At 38.7% G+C, this 18064-nt stretch carries 18 protein-coding genes and 1 tRNA gene; 5 read left to right on the top strand and 14 right to left on the bottom strand.

Features of this window, described 5'->3' with window-relative positions:
- Positions 1 to 32: 32 nt before the first annotated feature.
- Positions 33 to 740 carry a TrkA C-terminal domain-containing protein gene (locus ACFS5O_RS08720; RefSeq protein ID WP_205727136.1) on the top strand — a complete coding sequence of 236 codons (708 nt, stop codon included), beginning with the start codon at positions 33 to 35 and terminating at the stop codon, positions 738 to 740.
- A 102-nt stretch (positions 741 to 842) separates the two neighbouring features.
- Here the strand turns inward: ACFS5O_RS08720 and ACFS5O_RS08715 are convergent, their stop codons facing one another.
- Both ACFS5O_RS08715 and ACFS5O_RS08710 read right to left on the bottom strand, forming a co-directional pair.
- Positions 843 to 1070 carry a hypothetical protein gene (locus tag ACFS5O_RS08715; protein WP_153237594.1) on the bottom strand — a complete coding sequence of 76 codons (228 nt, stop codon included), beginning with the start codon at positions 1068 to 1070 and terminating at the stop codon, positions 843 to 845.
- 220 nt (positions 1071 to 1290) lie between these two features.
- Positions 1291 to 1941, bottom strand: a complete 651-nt coding sequence (locus tag ACFS5O_RS08710; RefSeq protein ID WP_379838981.1) for a 3'-5' exonuclease — start codon at positions 1939 to 1941, stop codon at positions 1291 to 1293.
- 380 nt (positions 1942 to 2321) lie between these two features.
- Between ACFS5O_RS08710 and ACFS5O_RS08705 the strand changes: the two genes are divergently transcribed.
- Both ACFS5O_RS08705 and ACFS5O_RS08700 read left to right on the top strand, forming a co-directional pair.
- Positions 2322 to 2987: a hypothetical protein gene (locus ACFS5O_RS08705; RefSeq protein ID WP_205727138.1), complete on the top strand. Its 666-nt coding sequence runs from the start codon at positions 2322 to 2324 to the stop codon at positions 2985 to 2987.
- 120 nt (positions 2988 to 3107) lie between these two features.
- Positions 3108 to 3278: a YjcZ family sporulation protein gene (locus tag ACFS5O_RS08700; protein WP_205727139.1), complete on the top strand. Its 171-nt coding sequence runs from the start codon at positions 3108 to 3110 to the stop codon at positions 3276 to 3278.
- A 52-nt stretch (positions 3279 to 3330) separates the two neighbouring features.
- On the opposite strand, the gene nagE is transcribed toward ACFS5O_RS08700, so the two are convergent.
- The 9 genes from nagE to nagZ form a co-directional block, all read right to left on the bottom strand.
- Positions 3331 to 4737, bottom strand: a complete 1407-nt coding sequence (nagE, locus tag ACFS5O_RS08695) for an N-acetylglucosamine-specific PTS transporter subunit IIBC (RefSeq protein ID WP_205727140.1) — start codon at positions 4735 to 4737, stop codon at positions 3331 to 3333.
- 14 nt (positions 4738 to 4751) lie between these two features.
- On the bottom strand, positions 4752 to 5657 hold the full coding sequence (murQ, locus tag ACFS5O_RS08690; RefSeq protein ID WP_205727141.1) for an N-acetylmuramic acid 6-phosphate etherase: 906 nt from the start codon (positions 5655 to 5657) through the stop codon (positions 4752 to 4754).
- Positions 5658 to 5683: 26 nt separating this feature from the next.
- Positions 5684 to 6742: a DUF871 domain-containing protein gene (locus ACFS5O_RS08685; RefSeq protein WP_205727142.1), complete on the bottom strand. Its 1059-nt coding sequence runs from the start codon at positions 6740 to 6742 to the stop codon at positions 5684 to 5686.
- Positions 6743 to 6762: 20 nt separating this feature from the next.
- Positions 6763 to 8136, bottom strand: a complete 1374-nt coding sequence (locus ACFS5O_RS08680) for a PTS transporter subunit EIIC (RefSeq protein WP_205727143.1) — start codon at positions 8134 to 8136, stop codon at positions 6763 to 6765.
- 54 nt (positions 8137 to 8190) lie between these two features.
- Positions 8191 to 8910 (bottom strand): GntR family transcriptional regulator, encoded by a 720-nt coding sequence (locus ACFS5O_RS08675; RefSeq protein WP_205727144.1) that lies wholly within the window; start codon positions 8908 to 8910, stop codon positions 8191 to 8193.
- A gap of 8 nt (positions 8911 to 8918) precedes the next feature.
- Entirely contained in the window at positions 8919 to 9638 is a 720-nt protein-coding gene (gene nagB / locus ACFS5O_RS08670; RefSeq protein WP_318300261.1) for a glucosamine-6-phosphate deaminase, read from the bottom strand.
- Positions 9635 to 10822: an N-acetylglucosamine-6-phosphate deacetylase gene (nagA, locus tag ACFS5O_RS08665; protein ID WP_205727145.1), complete on the bottom strand. Its 1188-nt coding sequence runs from the start codon at positions 10820 to 10822 to the stop codon at positions 9635 to 9637. The genes nagB and nagA overlap by 4 nt, the downstream gene beginning before the upstream one ends.
- 121 nt (positions 10823 to 10943) lie before the next feature.
- Positions 10944 to 12194 (bottom strand): exo-beta-N-acetylmuramidase NamZ family protein, encoded by a 1251-nt coding sequence (locus tag ACFS5O_RS08660; RefSeq protein WP_205727146.1) that lies wholly within the window; start codon positions 12192 to 12194, stop codon positions 10944 to 10946.
- 14 nt (positions 12195 to 12208) lie between these two features.
- Complete coding sequence (gene nagZ / locus ACFS5O_RS08655) at positions 12209 to 14230, bottom strand: beta-N-acetylhexosaminidase (protein ID WP_205727335.1); 2022 nt, start codon at positions 14228 to 14230, stop codon at positions 12209 to 12211.
- Positions 14231 to 14593: 363 nt separating this feature from the next.
- On the opposite strand from nagZ, the gene ACFS5O_RS08650 reads away from it, so the two are divergent.
- A tRNA-Ala gene (locus tag ACFS5O_RS08650) sits at positions 14594 to 14669 on the top strand.
- Positions 14670 to 14762: 93 nt separating this feature from the next.
- On the opposite strand, the gene ACFS5O_RS08645 is transcribed toward ACFS5O_RS08650, so the two are convergent.
- The 3 genes from ACFS5O_RS08645 to ACFS5O_RS08635 all read right to left on the bottom strand — a co-directional run bounded on the left by ACFS5O_RS08645 (position 14763) and on the right by ACFS5O_RS08635 (position 17021).
- Positions 14763 to 15218 carry a YndM family protein gene (locus tag ACFS5O_RS08645; protein WP_205727147.1) on the bottom strand — a complete coding sequence of 152 codons (456 nt, stop codon included), beginning with the start codon at positions 15216 to 15218 and terminating at the stop codon, positions 14763 to 14765.
- Positions 15219 to 15306: 88 nt separating this feature from the next.
- Positions 15307 to 16905, bottom strand: coding sequence for a sodium:solute symporter family protein (locus tag ACFS5O_RS08640; protein WP_205727148.1), 1599 nt, complete (start codon positions 16903 to 16905; stop codon positions 15307 to 15309).
- Positions 16902 to 17021 carry a symporter small accessory protein gene (locus ACFS5O_RS08635; protein ID WP_379838975.1) on the bottom strand — a complete coding sequence of 40 codons (120 nt, stop codon included), beginning with the start codon at positions 17019 to 17021 and terminating at the stop codon, positions 16902 to 16904. The genes ACFS5O_RS08640 and ACFS5O_RS08635 overlap by 4 nt, the downstream gene beginning before the upstream one ends.
- Before the next feature lie 257 nt (positions 17022 to 17278).
- Here ACFS5O_RS08635 and ACFS5O_RS08630 point away from each other — a divergent pair, with 257 nt between their 5' ends.
- Positions 17279 to 18043 carry a hypothetical protein gene (locus tag ACFS5O_RS08630; RefSeq protein ID WP_205727149.1) on the top strand — a complete coding sequence of 255 codons (765 nt, stop codon included), beginning with the start codon at positions 17279 to 17281 and terminating at the stop codon, positions 18041 to 18043.
- Positions 18044 to 18064: the final 21 nt, after the last annotated feature.

Raw genomic sequence — 18064 nt, 5'->3', positions numbered from 1 at the left:
AGGTAAAGAAGAATTTTAACGGAGGTGACTTTGTGGGTTTTTTATTTACTTTGCTTTATTTTGCAATCATAGGAATCGTTATTGAAATTAATGTTCTCCTGTTCACGTTAACAGGCTTAAAAAAAGAAATCGCTCGGTTTCAAGTCATCTCTATGTTTACGGCTACAGGTTTTACAACCGGAGAATCCGAATTAATTCTGGAGCATCCAGTACGCAGGCGTTTAAGCACGTTTCTTATATTGTTCGGAGTCTTTTCTTTAGCTGTTATCATTTCATCCATAAGCAACATCTTATCAGATGAATTTCGTTCGATCGAACTCGGGATCATTATCTTAGTACTCATCAGTTTATATCTAATCTTAAGCATTCCGAAACTAAAGAAATATATGAAACAATCTTTTGAGAGTCATATGGAAAAAAATTACAACCTCTCAGATCTTCCGTTAAGAGATGTTATGTATTTTGAAGAAGATGATGTTGTTGTGGAACTTCCCATTCATAAAGGTTCAAAGTTCATGGGTAAACAATTAAAAGATGTGATTCAAGTAGAGGACGATTTACTTGTATTGTTTATAAAGCGGGGAGATGTAACGGTTAGGAGAGATAGTTACACAACAGAGATACAAGAGGGAGACATGTTATTTTTATATGGTCACCAAAAATCTCTTGAAGAAAGATTTAGTGATGAAATGAAAGAATTGAAATCAAAGAAAGACGTTGAGAATTCGAATGAGAAGTGATTTTATCACTTCTTTTTTTACTCCACCCCCATGAAAACAAATAGTAAGTGCGAATTAAACTTTAGATATTAAAAAAGAACCTCTTTTTGAAGAGATTCTTAATTAACCAACTTCTCTAACTGTATCTGGTACGAATGATAACAATAAAGAAATAATATTATTAATTTGCTCTGGTGTTATATGTATACCATCATTTGCTAACAGTTCTTCTTTAAGTTTGATTATCGAATCTACTTCCTCAAGTCTTGCATCCGTCAAGCAATGGTCAATCGTGTTCAATAGTTCCAACAACTGATTGTTTTTATTGGTTATGTAATAAGTAGTATCCACCAACAAACACCCCCTACTAACTATTATTATCGAAACTAAGGTCATTTTCCTACAAAAACAATTCGTCAAATGACGACATATCTTACTTTTTATGGATTTTACCCTATAATACCTACACATTTCTGTCGAATGAAGTCGAAGGAAAAGGAAATAAGTCCTATCTTGGTCTTGGAAATTATCCATTTGTATTGAAAAGTTTATTTTTAAAACTAAAATTATTTTAGTTGAATAACTTTGAAAGAGAAGCGAATGGAGATTCATTCACCTCTGACTTTGTTTTATACACTAATTTCTCAGGTTCAAAGAGCTTTGATTCTAAGAAAGAAGTGGGGTTTTTAACAAACTTGATCTTTCTATAAATCTTAGCTAGTATTCTGGCTGTGTTAATGGCATCATCAAGTGCTCTATGTTTAGAACCTTCATAAACTAGCTCCATCGTCTGAAGCGCACGTGACAAGCCATATCGAAACCCCTTTTCACTATCATGAAGGATACTGAAATGAAATTGTATATCATTATGATTAATAATCCAGTCCGTTTCAGCTTTATGAAATGTTGAATCTGTAATGAGCGCCCATTTATCTTCTGGTCCCCAAGAGCAAAGATAATAGTCGTCTACTCCGATCCAAGACCTAAAATTTTCAATTGCCTCTGTATAAACGGGAGCAGAGATTAAATCTTTTTTTGTAATTCCCGTTAGATTTGTAATCCGTGTATTTAATTTATCCATTTTAGGTTGTACGAACGATTGAAACGTATCCAATATTTTAAGTTCACCATCAACTTCAATCATTCGTATGGCACCTATCTCAATAATCTCCGAGAGCCGGTTTGTCATCTCTAAATCATACACAATATATTGCATCCTCATACACCTGCCCTTCCGCATTACTGCTTTCAAATGGATGTCTACCATATATTGTAGTTGATTTGTTAACAAAATGAAATATTACAATAAGCATTCAATTCCTAGTCAGTCTTAGAAAAGCCTTAGAATCTATTTTTGTACGTCCATGATTAAAGCCAGTTACGAAGACAAAGGCCATTGTCATAAATCACCATTGAATTGTCAATCACTAGCTTTTCATGTATATCCTTATTTTATGAAAATGATGTAATTAAATGTCACTCTATTCAGAAACGGTTATAAGTTTATTCATCTGCCAAACTTTTCATTTTCAATTTTTGTACTCTTTTGTTACCATTGAAAGTGTCTGTTTAACAATATGAATTACATAATGAGGGTGTATCATGAAAAAACTTACAACATTATTTCTTATAATTGGATTACTTTTTGTAACAGCTTGTTCAAAGGATACGAAACAAAATGAACAAGAAACTGCCGAAACAAAGGCTGATAAACAAGATCCCACTGACAGTTCTTCTTCTGATTCAGAAAAAGAAGACTCGGAAGCAACAGAGACAACAACTACCGAGGAAGAAAATACTACTGCTGAAGGTGAAGCAGAAAATGATGCTAGCGAACAAAAAGACTATCTTACTAGCGAGCATCAATTTGTAGCTAGTGAACTAACAAACTCTTCTGAAAAACAGATCAGCGAAAGATGGGGTAAACCGAACCGATCTGAAAAGATTAAGTTTCGTTACTCAGGCACCACAGACTTCGTTCCCGCTATCGTTAACTACTATCAGAATGATAAATATGAAGTAACGTTTGTAGAAGGAAAAGCAGCTCGTCTCGTTTATTCTGTAATAGATGAAGAGATCATGTTTAGTGAAGAAGAAATGACTAGAGCACTTGAACTAGCCGGTCTTCCTGTAGATGTTGAAGCAACAACGGACACAGATACAGCTTATGTATACAACGACCTTGGTGATGTGTATGAAGTGACGATGTTCTCAAAAGGTGAATTCGTCGATTACTTATACATTATTTTAGATGAGGCTTACAAATAGATTTCTATTCTGACAACAACTCTCTTAAAATGAGGCATTTATCTCCGTTTCTATGCTCATTCTACTTGCATAAAATGAGTTGAGGAGAGAAATCGGCTTCTCACGAAGAGGAGTGAAAATATGTCGTCGAGAAAGTACTGTTCTGATAGCTTTACGCTTTACGTGGTACTATTCGTGCTGCTCATTATTGTCGGAGCCGTCTCGTATAATGGAAACTGCTGTGTTTATGCTTACCCATGTTCTTATGGTTACGCAGCGAACGTACCAGTAAGTGGTTATTGGAACGTGTAAAAAAGAAGTGACCGCCATTTTCATAGAGAAGATGGCGGTCTTTTTTTTAGCTTTAGAGCTTATCTCTCATACAATCTGCGATCGGTTCAACCTCAGACCCTACAACAACCTGTATATTTTGATTATTAAGCTTGATCAGACCTTTTGATCCTGCTTTTTTAAGTGCTTCTTCATCAACTTCTGACAAGTCTTTAATCTGAACCCGCAATCTAGTAATACAGTTTTCTAGCAGCACGATATTGTCTTTTCCACCTAGTGCGTTTAAATATGCTGTTGCTGCCGTTTCGTACTTTTCACTCGCTGTAGAAGTTGCTGCAGCTTCTGATACTAGAGTTTCTTCATCTTCTCGGCCTGGTGTTTTCAAGTTCAGTTTTACAATTAGATAACGGAATAGACCATAGTATAGTACAAAATAAACCGCACCCATCGGAAGTAACAACCAACCATTCTTCGAGATTCCTATGTTTAAGAAATAGTCAATCGCTCCAGCAGAAAACGTGAATCCATGATGGATATCTAGTAATACTGCGACCGACATCGAAACAGCCGTTAGTACAGCATGAATCACATATAGTAAAGGAGATAGGAACATGAACGCAAATTCGATTGGTTCTGTGATACCTGTAACAAACGAAGTTAGAGCAAGACTTCCTAGCATTCCTGCAACTGCCTTCTTTCGGTGTTTTTTTGCTGTATGAATCATGGCTAAACAAGCAGCAGGTAGCCCAAACATCATTACCGGGAAGAATCCAGCCATATAGAAGCCTGCCTTAGGATCTCCAGCAAAGAATCTCCATAGATCACCTGTAACGACCTTCCCATTTTCACCTGTAAATTCACCAAATACAAACCATAAGAAGCTGTTGAGTACATGATGAAGTCCAAGTGGAATCAATAAACGGTTAAAGAATCCGAATACACCTGCACCTATCGCACCGGCACTTGTAATCCAAGTAGCAACGTTTTCTAGTCCCATCTGAAGGTATGGCCATATAAATCCAAAAACAAGCGCTAGGAGTACCATCGTTCCAGCCGTTACGATCGGAACAAATCGTTTACCTCCAAAGAAAGAAAGCCATTCTGGCAGTTTCGTATTATAAAATTTATTATATAAAAGTCCGGCTACGACCCCTGCTAGGATACCTCCTAAGACAGACATATCAAATTTCCCGTCATAATTCAGGTTTACTTCTGCAAACGTTTTGGCTCCTTCTGTTAGTACGAAGTAACCGATTGCTCCTGCAAGTCCAGCAGCTCCACTCCCATCTCTAGAGAGTCCTACTGCAACACCTATCGCAAACAAAAGCGCTAAATGACCAAAGATTGCGTTACCTGATGCAACTAAAAAAGGTATGTTTAATAAATCCTCTTGACCAAAACGTAACAAAAGTCCAGCTGCAGGAAGAACTGCGATCGGAAGCATGAGTGCCCGACCGATCCGTTGTAAGAAACCTAACATAATACCTACCCCTCTCACGTTTGAGTGAATTTACGTATCGCTTCTTTTAACTTTCCATTATGCTGATCTAGTTGCAGCTTGGCTTCATGTGGAGCGACGCCTGTAACAAGCTGAAAAATAGCAGCTTTTGTGTTGCCGCCTTGATCTTGTAAAGCTGATTCCGCTTCTTCTTCTGTTGCACCAGAAGCTTCCATAATAATATTTTTAGCACGTTGAACTAGTTTCTCATTTGTTGGTTGAACATCGACCATGAGATTGCTGTACACTTTCCCCCATCTCACCATGCTCGCTGTACTGATCATGTTCAAAACAAGTTTTTGAGCGGTACCTGCTTTCATTCTAGTAGAGCCTGTGACCACTTCTGGCCCCGTAATAACAGGAATACTAATATCAGCAAGCTTTTCCATCGGTGAATCTGAAGAACACACAAGTGCAGCTGTTAGTGCTCCTTTTGTTTTGGCATACTTTATCGCCCCTAAGCAATAGGGCGTTCTGCCAGAAGCAGCAATAGCTACAACAACATCTCTTTCTGTTATTTCTAAAGCTTTAAGGTCGGATTGGCCTAACTCTGCATCATCTTCCGCTCCTTCGATCGCATGCTGAAGGGCATATTCACCGCCCGCGATGACACCTACTACTAAATGTGGATCTGTGCCGTAAGTAGGAGGACATTCTGATGCATCCAACACACCTAACCGTCCACTTGTTCCTGCACCGATATAAATCAATCGACCACGATTTTCAAAAGCTGTGACTACTTTTTCAACAACAGAACTGATTTCTTTTAAAACAGGAGTAATACAACTGGCTACTCCCAGATCGGCTTCGTGTATTTTTTGAATCACTTCTAAAGTTGTAAGTTCATCAATGGTTAACGTGTCAGGATTTCTTCTTTCTGTAGCCAATTTGGTTAAGTCCATCTTGATCTCCTTTAAATGAATGTTATTTACTTCACTGAAGAAGTCAGCAACACAAATTTCTTCCCACTTCCTACCTTCTTCATCAGTGACAAGCTCTCTTGTTTGATACGACCAGCTACATTCGTTTTCGTATCAGCGGGAATAGCTTCTAAACAAATCTGTAGTTCCCCCGCATATCTACCATACTTCTCGTTTTCAACCGTAATCGTTCCTTCATTAAATATCTTTAATTCATGAGCTTCTTTTTGATAGTTTGAGGGCATTTGTCGTGATTCAACTGAACGGATGACATACTCAGCAGCATCCATTCTATTTGAATGAACCATGTTGCTGAATTGCTCATACCCTTTATACAAGTCGGCATAAAGAGGGACTGTACCTTCCATTACAAACTTTAATTCTTGCAAAGTTTTGTTCGTAAGGTTTAAATCTCCAACGCAGATTTTGTCTGTATTCATTTCTTGAAGTTCCAATGCAGCAAGTGTTGGTGAAACATGTCTGTGATTCTCAATCGTAGGGAGTCCCAGATGTAATGGTCCACGTAATTGATCATCACCATGAATAAATGCCATCGTTTTGATTCCATATCGATGAAACAGAGCATTTCTCTCATAAAGAGATTGCTTTGATATACCGGTATACGGTTTTGGATAAAAGTTGTGCCAAGCCTCTGTTTGATATGGTTGAAGCCCCTCATCCATTAGATTCTTAAGCTGGTCTTCGTCTATAGTACTTGCGTTCAGACCCACTTTAAGATGATGAGACAGCCAAGCGATCTGCTTGGCTGTAAACCCATAATCCATCCTGATTCCCGAAATGCCCCAGTCTATTATGGAAGGCAGTTCATTAAATGATAAACCTAACCGCTCAAGAGAAGCTGGTGATACATCAGCCATTACTTCCAGATGAAACTGTTGAGCGGTTTTTCCTAACCATTTTACTTGTTTCACATAATCCACATCTTTTTCTTCAGGAATATGAAGTGAAGTAAAGATGTAATGAAATCCGTTCTTAGCGGCTTTCTCCATCCAGTTTTTATTAAATGTGTCTGATTCGCTCAGATAGATTGAAATCCCATAACACAAAACATTCACTCCTAAATTCGTTAGATGTCTTTTGCCATACTCTCTTTAAATCCAAACGTCCATGTGAATAAGAATCCGAAGAAATAAGCAATAACTAATCCTACTAGATAGAGAACCATTTCGTTTGCGTTGACAAGGAACACGAGTGGTATGCCTGATACACCAATGGCAATCGTAGCGACTTCATAAAACGCTTGGAACGCTCCCCCGACTGCTGCTCCAAGACAAGCTGTTAAGAATGGTCGCCCGAGTGGGAGAGTAACACCAAAGATTAACGGCTCTCCAATCCCGAGCATACCTACAGGTAATCCACCTTTAATTACTTTACGAAGACGTTGGTTCTTCGTCTTAAAGTAGATCGCAAATGCAGCACCTACTTGCCCTGCTCCACCCATCGCTAAAATAGGTAATAATGGATCATCACCAATCGTATTAATAAGTTCCATGTGTACTGGTGTTAATCCTTGATGCAATCCTGTTACAACCAATGGAAGGAATGTTCCTGCTAAGATAAGTCCAGAGAAAATACCGCCAATATCAATTAAATTTAACAAACCTTTTGTAATTAGATCTGACAAAAATCCGCCTACTGGCTGAAGAACAAATAGCGTAGCAAACCCTGTAATTAGTAATGCTAATGTTGGTGTAACAATAATGTCGATGGAAGGGTGTACAAATTTTCTAATACGCTTTTCCAAAAAGGCGATTAGAACAGCGGCAAGCATTACACCAATCAATCCACCACGCCCTACCACAAGTGGATCTCCAAAGAGGGTGATATTCGCAAGACCCGGGTTAATCAGCAAAATACCTGCTGCTCCACCTAATGCTGGAGTTCCACCAAATTCTTTGGCTGTATTGATACCGACAAACACAGCTAGATAACTAAATACACCCCAACCGATTAAGCTCAGCATCTGTATAATTGAAGATTCTGGGTCAGCATCCATTCTTATCGCAACGTTTGTTATTCCAGCAATTAAACCTGAAGCAACAATAGCAGGAATTAACGGAATAAAAATGCTAGCGATCTTACGAAGAAACTGTTTGAATGGTGTTGCATTCTTCTTGTTGATGGCATCCTTATTCATTCTTGCCATCTGTTCAAGGTCCATGGGATCTGTCTCATCTAGAGATTGAATGTTCATACCCGTTTCTTCACTCATCGCAAGTGTGACACGATTAACGATGCCGGGCCCAACAATGATTTGTAACGTATCATCTTCCACGACACCTAACACACCATCTACTTCTTTAAGACCTTTGAGATCCGCCTTTGACGGGTCGTGTAAAGTAACCCTAATTCTTGTCATACAGTGCATCAACGATTGGATGTTTGAAGAACCTCCAAGCTTTTCAATGATGCCATGAGCCATTTGCTGCTCTTTCCCCATGCTTCTTCCCCCTTTTGGTAAACGCTTTCATTTTTTTATATAAAACGCTATTTGTCAGCGTTTCATATCGATCATAAATTTGTAGCGATCGCCTCGATACACCGATTGAACAAGTTCAAGAGGCCTTCCAGTCGTTAAATATGTTTGTCTCTTAATAAGAAGAACTGCTGCACCTTTTGTAATTTCAAGTATCTCGCTTTCTGCTTCACGCGAAATGGAAGCTTCTAAACTCTGTGTTGCATAATCTATAACAAAGCCTGCATTCTCAACTTCAGAATACAAAGACCCTTGTTTTATGTGTGATTCGTTTAATTCAAGAAGATCACTCGGAACATATGTCGTCTCGAATGCCATCGGAATATCATTCGCGAGGCGAACACGTTTAATCTCATAAATTATCTGGTCCTCTTTAATCTCAAGTGCTTTTGCTACTCTATTTTCAGCAGTCGTTTTTTGGAAAGATATGAGTCTGGATGCTGGTCTCAAGCCTCGAGATTTCATGTCTTCAGTAAAACTTGTAAGACCTAAAAGCTTCTGTTCAATTTTTTTTGCAGAAACAAACGTTCCTTTACCTTTCTGACGAGTTAAGTAGCCATCATTCACAAGATTATTGATTGCTTGCCGGACTGTCATACGGCTTACTTCATAGTTCTCAGCAAACTCTCTTTCAGAAGGTATCATCGTTTCTGATTCCCATTCACCCTTATCAATCTTTTGTTTGATCGCTTCTTCAATCTGAAAGTAAAGTGGCATCGGTGATGTTTTATCGATCATAAAAATACTTAACTCTCCTCTTCTAAAAGACTCCTCGCACCTCGATCAGCTATAACCGTAACGTTAGGATGGTGATTCAGCACCGTAGCAGGTATATTTTCATTCAGAGATCCTTTAAAAAGCTCTCTTACTGCATGAGCCTTTTTCAAGCCTGCTGCAAGAAGCAGGATTTCTTTGCTCTCGAGTATCGTTCCAATTCCCATCGTGATTGCTTTTCGGGGCTGTTTCTCTCTTGTAAAATATTTAGCGTTTGCACTTAATGTAGACTCTGTTAACTCGACTACATGGGTTCGCGAACTAAAATCAGTACCGGGTTCATTAAAACCGATGTGTCCGTTCTCTCCTATTCCCAGCACTTGTAGATCAATTCCACCGAGCTGTTGAATTACTGCTTCGTACCGCATGCATTCTTTTTCAAGATCTACAGCGTATCCATCTGGAATATGAGTTTGATGGTTAGGTATTCCGATTGGGTCGAACACGTTTTGATGCATGTAAGCATGATAAGCTTTAGAACCGACATACTCATCCAGATTTACGGTGTGTACATGAGATAAAGAAAGCTTATATTCTTTACTATATTTTGAAAGGTGTCGGTACATGCCTAAAGGTGTCCTACCTGTTGCAAGTCCGAGCACAACGCGATCAGCATTCTTTATTTTGGAAAATACATATTCTGCTGCCATTCTACTAAGCTCTTCTTCGCCGGAAACCTTAATTAATTTCAAACTCGTTCCCCCTTTCGGTGATACACAAGCTCTCCTCGACAAAATGTCATAAGTACATCGCAGTCCTCCGTCAACACCGTAATATCGGCATCTTTACCGACAGAAAGACTTCCTTTCCGTTCAAAAATCTGCAGTTCTTTTGCCGCATTCTCACTCGACATTTTCGCAATATCTGACCAAGAGCATTGCGTATAATCCATCATATTTTTAACAGCTATATTCATGGGTAAGATACTTCCTGCTAGCGTTCCATCAATCAATCTAGCTTCATTCCCAGTTACTGTTACTTGCTGTCCGCCAAGTGTATAGGTCCCTTCTCCAAGACCTTTTGCTCTCATTGAATCGGTAATTAAGATCGTGCGTTCTGGACCAGTAGAATGATAGGCTAGTCGTATCATCTCAGGGCTGGCATGAACGCCATCTACGATCATCTCAACCATCAACTCTTGCTGTAAGAGAGCAGCACCTGCAACACCTGGATCTCGGTGATGCATTCCACGCATACCGTTAAATAAATGGGTAACGTGAGAAATGCCGGATTCAATTCCAACTTTAACTTCTACAAAAGAACTGTCACTGTGACCAATCGATGCGATTATACCTTGTGAAGATAAGTACTTTGTAAGCTCTAATCCACCTTCCATCTCAGGCGCTAACGTAACTAGTTTTATTTGGTTATCAGCACTTTTTTGAAACTCGTTAAATTGGCTAACATCAGGTTGCTGAATAAAAGATGTAGGCTGCGCTCCCGCTCGTTTTGGAGAAATAAATGGCCCTTCAAGATGAATACCGAGCAACTCAGCGGCGGAACTTTGAGATTCTAACATAAAGTTAGAAGCGGTATTCAGTGCCCTATTAATTACTGATATTTCTTCAGTCATCGTTGTTGCTAAAAAGGATGTTGTTCCTTCTGCTGGGAGAACTTTTGAGATCGTCTCTAATGCCTCTTTTGTTCCGTCCATAAAATCTGCTCCATCAGCACCATGAATATGAATATCGATCATGCCAGGAATGATAATACTTCCCTGCGGCATGTTATACCTGATAACATCTTCATCTATTAAAGGGGAATCTGATGTGCCAACATGAAAAATCTTATCGTTCTTCATCCATACATATCCATTATTAACGAGCTGTCCTTCTTCGTTAATTAAATCTCCAACTAGTAAAATATTAGGTTTCATGTCCACCCCCCCTTATCACTTTATGCCTAGCCTAACATTCTTATAACTAGTTGTCTATACCAGTCAGAAAATTCAAATAAAAAGCCAGGGCTAAATAAACCGCCTTAGCTCTTTCTTACTTTTAATACAATAAATATTTTTTTCTTACATTTTTAAAGTTCTCAAGTTCTTGATCGTATCGAGAGACGATTTCATCAACTGTACGTCCTGTTTCAATATACTCTCGGACCCATCCATTCCCTGCTAATAAGTCGAAGAAAGAAATCCCTCTACTATCCTCTGCCCTAAATGCAAAGTCATTTGGATAAAGATCATGAATCGCTTTCACAAGCGTGATTCCTGTAAGAACAGGCTGAAACAATTTTTCATCTTTCACGTGAATTTCCACACCGTGAGATAGCTTACCTGCATGTTTTGATGAAGCCGGAGTAAACGAGGCTGCTCTAAATGAAACACCAGGCAAAGCTTCTTTATTTAATTTCTCAGCTAATTGATCTCCGTTAATAAATGGAGCACCGATTAACTCAAACGGCTTAGTCGTTCCCCGACCTTCTGAAACATTCGTTCCTTCAATCAGTGCACTTCCTGGATAAACAAGTGCCGTTTGCTTAGTTGGCATGTTAGGAGAAGGCAACACCCATTCAAGCCCACTGTCTTCATAGCTCCACGATCTCTTCCATCCTTTCATTTCTACCACTTTTAAATCCGCATCAATATCAAACTCTTGGTTAAATAATTTTGCCAGTTCTCCTACAGTCATACCGTGCCTTAACGGAATAGGGTACAGTCCTACAAAAGAGGAATACGCAGGATCTAATACTGGCCCTTCTACTTCTTTACCACCAAGTGGATTCGGACGATCTAGTACGACAAATGGTATATTGTTCTCTTTTGCAGCTTCCATCGCATAAGCCATCGTGTAAATATACGTATAGAAACGAGTACCTACATCTTGAATATCAAAAACCAAAACATCGATTCCTTCAAGCATCTCAGGAGTTGGTTTTTTCGTTGCTCCATACAAGCTATAGACCGGAAGACCTGTTTTTGGATCATTGTAGAACTCTACATATTCTCCAGCTTGAGCACTCCCACGCACTCCATGTTCAGGTCCGTACAAAGCTTTGAGCTCTATATCGGGATGGTTGTATAAAACATCCACGATGCTGTTCAAGTTGCGATCTACACCAGTCGGATTTGTGATTAACCCGACCTTTTTACCTTTTAATACCTTCATTTCATGATTAAGCAGCTGCTCTAACCCTGTCTTAAATCGTTTATTATGTTCTACATCTCTTTGCGTAGCCTGTGCATTAGGCAATATAGAAGAAAACAGCATCAATATTGTAAAAAGAATTCCCCATTTTTTCATTAGATCCCCTCCTATTAGTAGCTTTTACCATGACCGAACGGATAGAGAATTTGTTCTAAACCATTTTCATAGATCGTAACAGGCAACTTCCCTGAAGGGTTGTTTATTCCAAAAATAGTTTCTGCCGCTGCCCTAAAGCTAGCATCTCTGAAGCTATATTGTGCAAGATAAGCTGAAACTTCAGGAAACGCCATAATGTCATAAGGATTTCTAATTCCTACAGCTACTGTTTTATCCGGTGCTGCTTCAATAACTTGGTTGACCATCTGCATCTGAGGAGACGACGGTAGTCGTCCAGATACGGTAGACGTATGAGTACCAAGCACAACAAGATCTGCATCCTTTACTTTTTGCAGTTGTTCACCATTTAAAGGTTTATCTGCTTTGATCAACTCAACAGATGAGTGGTGAGCAGCTAATGCTCGTTGAAGGTTTTCGATATAGGTATTACCAATAACAACTACAGAATCGATTTCGTTTTTGTTAACAGGTAAAAGGTTATCGTTCTTCACAAGTGTTATTGATTTTCTTGCTACCTCATTCTCTAAATTCTTATGCTCTTGGTTTCCAACCACTTCTTCAGCATGTCCAATTTTTTCTTCGATTGGTGTCTCGCTTACTTGTTTGTAAATCCCACGATTCGCTTTTAATGTTAATAGACGTTCAACCGATTGATTCAATCTTGTTTCTGTAACTTCGCCATTTTCAACTGCCTCATAAAGTCCATTTGCTACTTCTTCTAATCCTACTGGCATTAACACGATATCTGTACCAGCATTCACTGCACGAATAGCCGTATCAACTGGTCCAAAGTGATCTACAATGGCTTTCATATTAAGAGCATCTGTTGAGATAACACCTTTAAAGCCCATTTCTTTTCTCACCAAATTGGTTAATACTTCATAAGACAATGTGGCTGGAAGATTGATTTCCGTTCCATCTTTTTTAGAAATAACAGTCGTTGGATCAATTTTAGGGAATGTTACATGAGCGGTTAATATAGCATCAATATTATTATTGATCGCTTGCTGGAAAGGATATAACTCAACTTCTAGAAGCCTCTCCTTTTCATGAGGAACAGAAGGTAGACCAAGATGAGAATCTACTGCTGTGTCTCCATGCCCTGGAAAGTGCTTAGCCGTTGCAGCCATACCTGAGTTTTGCAAGCCCTTAATATAAGCAGTTCCTAAATCAGCAACTAACTGTGGATCTTCACCAAATGAACGGACACCAATGACAGGGTTGTCAGGATTGTTATTTACATCCAAAGCAGGTGCTAAGTTCATATTAATGCCTAGTGAATGGAGTTCTGAACCGATAGCATGTCCGACAGATTCCGCCATCTCCGTTGATCTTGTGGCACCAAGCGCCATATTTCCTGGGAAATCGGTACCGCTCTGCAAACGTGTCACAATTCCACCTTCTTGGTCGATTGAAACCAATAATCCATAATCTTCATTTGCTTTTTTATACTCATCGACTAATCGTACGGTCTGCTCTGTCGTGACTACATTTTCTCTAAATAGAATAACCCCACCAAGGTGATACTTTTTTACAAGTTCTCTAATCTCGTCGTTCATTTCCGTTACAGGTTTCCCTTTCCAATTACGGAAATCTGGCATCAGCATTTGACCAACCTTTTCTTGAACTGTCATAGATTTAATCGCTTTTGAAATTACGTCATATTTTGGATTTTTTTGTTTGAGGAACTCAGCCTTTCCGTGTTTCACATGTATTCCAATCTTGTCGAATGACTTACCATCCGTGACTATGATCATTGTTGTACCGTTTTTACCGTTTAAACGTACAAGTCCATCATTGTTTACTGTGGCAATTTTTTTGTTCAGTGATTTCCATATTAGATGATTTGCCACTTCGACATATGTTCCATCTTTACTTGTTAATAATGCGGCTAGATCTACGGTTTCACCATTAATATCTTTACTAAATTGCGGCATATTTTGAGCGATGATTAAGCCAGGGGTGCCTGTATGTTGAGTTGAAATACCTTCAGCCTTCCCCACCCCTGCAAACATAGGAACGATTAAAAGGGTAATTAAAAGCACGAAACGAATGTTTATTGATGCTTTCACTTTACTAACCTCCTTAAATTTTGGTAGCGCTTTCTTTGTCACTTTTCGGTAAAAAAAAAGCGGTTCCTGTCGCAAGAAGACAAAACAGAACTTAAGTCCCTTAGCATACTAGGACTAGTTGTCTATACCAGTATTACAGATTATACTTTTGAGGTAAAAAAGACTTATAACATTTAGAAATCGCTAGTGAGCGAGTATTTTTCGAGAAAAATTATGTAAGTTATTATGAGCCAAACACAGATTTATCCAAAAAGGACTTGCTCCGTTTTCAGAATAATTATATACTTTTCTATGTTAGTAATAACTGGGGGCTTAGCTCAGCTGGGAGAGCGTTTGGCTGGCAGCCAAAAGGTCAGCGGTTCGATCCCGCTAGTCTCCACCATACAAAAATTTTTTAATCCCTTGAGAATGGTTCAAGGGATTTTTTTGAAAATAAAAAAGTATCATGCTTATCCATCATGATACTTTCATCGAACTATTCTTCTCTATTTTTATTCCGCGGATCTTGTTCTTCAGCAAATTCAGTTGCATATCTGAAACCTGGTCTAAATCTTCGTTGGTGCCTTCCAGTTCTATCTCTATTTATCGAAGTCATGTGCTTTAGTAAGTACTGATGGACAAAAACTTCTGTAGCGGTGATTATACCAGCTGCGATCACACTTCCCCATGCAATCTGCATATACCCATTCAACAGGATCGATCCGAAAATCCAAACCACTATATACGCTAGAATAAACTCTGCCATCAACGTGTTGTTCTTCCCTATTCTCGGTAAGAGGATACGATCTGCCACGACGTAAGTGATAACTGTTGTTGTAACCGCAAAAGAGACAATATCACTGATCGAAGCGTCAAAGAAGAGATCGAGTCCGATCCAAAATGCGATTATGCATACAATTAATTTCATCATAATGACTTTTACTTGTTCCATAAAAAAACCTCCTTAATCTGTTCATAGTTTGTAACAAATATCGGAGGTTCATACTTCTTCCTATCGTTTGATTTCTAAAACATGCTCTTTATTCAGAAACGGCTTGGGGAATGAACTCCTTTTCATTGTTCTGCTTCATATTTGTACTTTTATCGAGCAAACTAACCATAACGAATACGACGGTAGATAATGGTAACGCGTAGAATAGAGGATCGATATGAGTCCATGGATAAGGAAGTATAGCCTCTTTTCCAAACCATGCTTGTGATAAACCAATAGCTGCAGATTCTTTAAGGTGTAAGAATAAGAATCCGATAATACTCACGGAAAAACCAACGATCATACTTGCTATGGCAGCGGACTTCGTAGCTTTTTTCCAATATAGGGCTCCTATCAATGCTGGCATAAATCCAGCAGCACAAATACCAAACCAAAAAGCAGTGGCTTGGGCGATGATTCCAGCTGGAAGGAGATAGGCTAATATGACAGCAGCTATTACTCCAATGAGCACGCCGATTCGTGAAGGGTTGAGCTTCGATCCAAATAAGGATTGAACACCAAGAGTTTTTAAAATATCTTGGCCAAAAGCTGTGGCTTGAACATGAATGAGTGAACTTATCGTAGAGATTGTGGCGGATAATAATGTGAGTGTAAACAGATAGATAAACCATTCCGGCATGATTTGGTTTATAAAGATAGGAATGATAAGATCAACGTTTCCTTTTGCGGCTGTTAACGCGATTTGACCTGTTTTTTCATAAAAATAAAGATTACTTAACGGTCCGATCACAAATGCCGCACCTGTCATAAAAAAGATAAAAATTCCACCGACTAAGACAGATCGGTAAAGTGCTCGATCATCTTTTACAGTCATGCATCTCATTGCGAGTTGAGGCTGCGCCAGTACTCCTATTCCAACCCCCATGATTATAGTACTTACAATGGTCCACCAAAGCGGCGATCCAAATTCAGGCATGCTTGTCCAGCCTTGATGACCTTGATCGACAAGAGCTTGAGGTACAAGATCTTTCATTGCTGTTAATCCGTTATGCCCTTCCATAATGCCACCTACTGCTTGATAAGTAACAAATAAAAAGATAGCCATTCCGACCAACATGACAACCGCACCAAAAGCATCGGTATACATAACTGCCTTAATTCCACCTGTTACTACATAGATGCCAATGATTGCAGCCAGTAAGATAAGAGCAAGATTAAAGTTCATCGAAAGTGATTCTTGAAGAAATCTTCCCCCACCGATCAAAACGATGCTAGTATAAGCTGGCATCAAAATAAAGATCATTGCTCCTGAAAAAACCGTGATGAATTTTGAATCATACCTTTTTCCTAACAGAGTAGGAAACGTAGTGGCGTTAAGGTCTAGTGAAAGCTTTCTGATCTTCGTTCCAAAAATCGCAAATGCCACAAATATACCTAGTACGATATTAAGAAAGGCAAGCCATAACAAGCTGAATCCATGAGCTGCTGACACCCCACCAAAACCAACAATGGCTGACGTACTAATAAAAGTTGCACCATAAGATAGTGCCATGATCGCAGGATGAATATTTCTTCCACCCACTAAATAATCTGATTCTGTTACCGTTTTTTTATATCCATAATAAGCCAACCAAGACATGATACCCATATATATGATTAGAATCGGAATGAGGACGGCAAAATTCATTTTGAGTCATCACCTCCTTTGTTCCACATGATTCCACCAAAAACCACGCATCCTAATGCCGAAACAACCGTAGCAACCCATACAAATGCGATAAGTCCATCTTCCATTCCTAGCATAAAGCCACTCCCTTTTAAAAAAGATTTTTAATGAATACGCTTTCGTAGATGTTCAAAAATTTTTTTCTTTATCATTCCTCCCTAATATTTCCTTAATAAAGGTCTTCTTTTTGACTGATGAATCCCCTTTAAAGTTCATAAGTTTTTATAGAAAATAGTCTTTTGTAACATTATTGAAATATTTCTGTAATATTAGTGAAACCATAACTGCGCTTCTCTCGTCTAATAAATAACAAGACATTGAGGAGGATTTAACATTGAAATTCAAAAAACGCACGGTTATTTTTACTGCAACTGCATTCCTTACAATCGGGGTATTAAACAATAATGATTTTGAGAGCAAGGTAAGAGCGACAGAACAAAAATCTCCACTTAAACAGGAGGTAGTTACTTCTAAGCGATCAAATGAAGTTCTTACTCTAAATCAAAATGATGGAGAAGAAAATGAAAAACTAATAGCAGCATCGAAGGTGAAGGTACCTGTTCAACCTCAAAAAGAAGAAACCGTTCCAAAACCAGTTGAAAAAGAAAAAGTAGAACAACCGCAGATTTCAGAAAAACCTAAAGTCACTCAAATTCAAACAACAAAACCTGAACCAAAGCCTGCTGTTGAGCTACAGACAAAAACCGTTGAAGCAAAACCTAAAGCAGAAGAGCAAACACAAACGAAAACTAAAATCATCGACGGTTACACATATGTTAGCCTAATGGATGACACACATGAAAACTTAAAACATCTAGTAGCCATCGCAAAGAAACATAACGCCAGCCTTTATGCGATTGAAAATAGTGATTGTTTTCTGATGTATGATAATGCTACTGATCAAATGATTATGGGTTTTAGTACGGGGATTAATACCGTTTCGATCGAGAACGTAGAAGTTCTATACGATATGCATCCTACGATTAAAGAACAGATTCAAGAAGTCATCAAAACGGGTGAAGCCATTCAAGTCAAGCAAGGCGAAAATCAAGGCTACTATATTTCAAAAGTAGATGGAAAGATCAGAGTATCTTTTTAAAAACACAAAAAAGCCCTACGT

Origin of the sequence: Fictibacillus nanhaiensis (assembly GCF_042686385.1) — a bacterium.
In the GTDB taxonomy this organism is placed as follows: domain Bacteria; phylum Bacillota; class Bacilli; order Bacillales; family Fictibacillaceae; genus Fictibacillus; species Fictibacillus nanhaiensis.
Note: the sequence above shows the minus strand (reverse complement) of the source record. Positions and strands in the feature narration are given on the sequence as shown.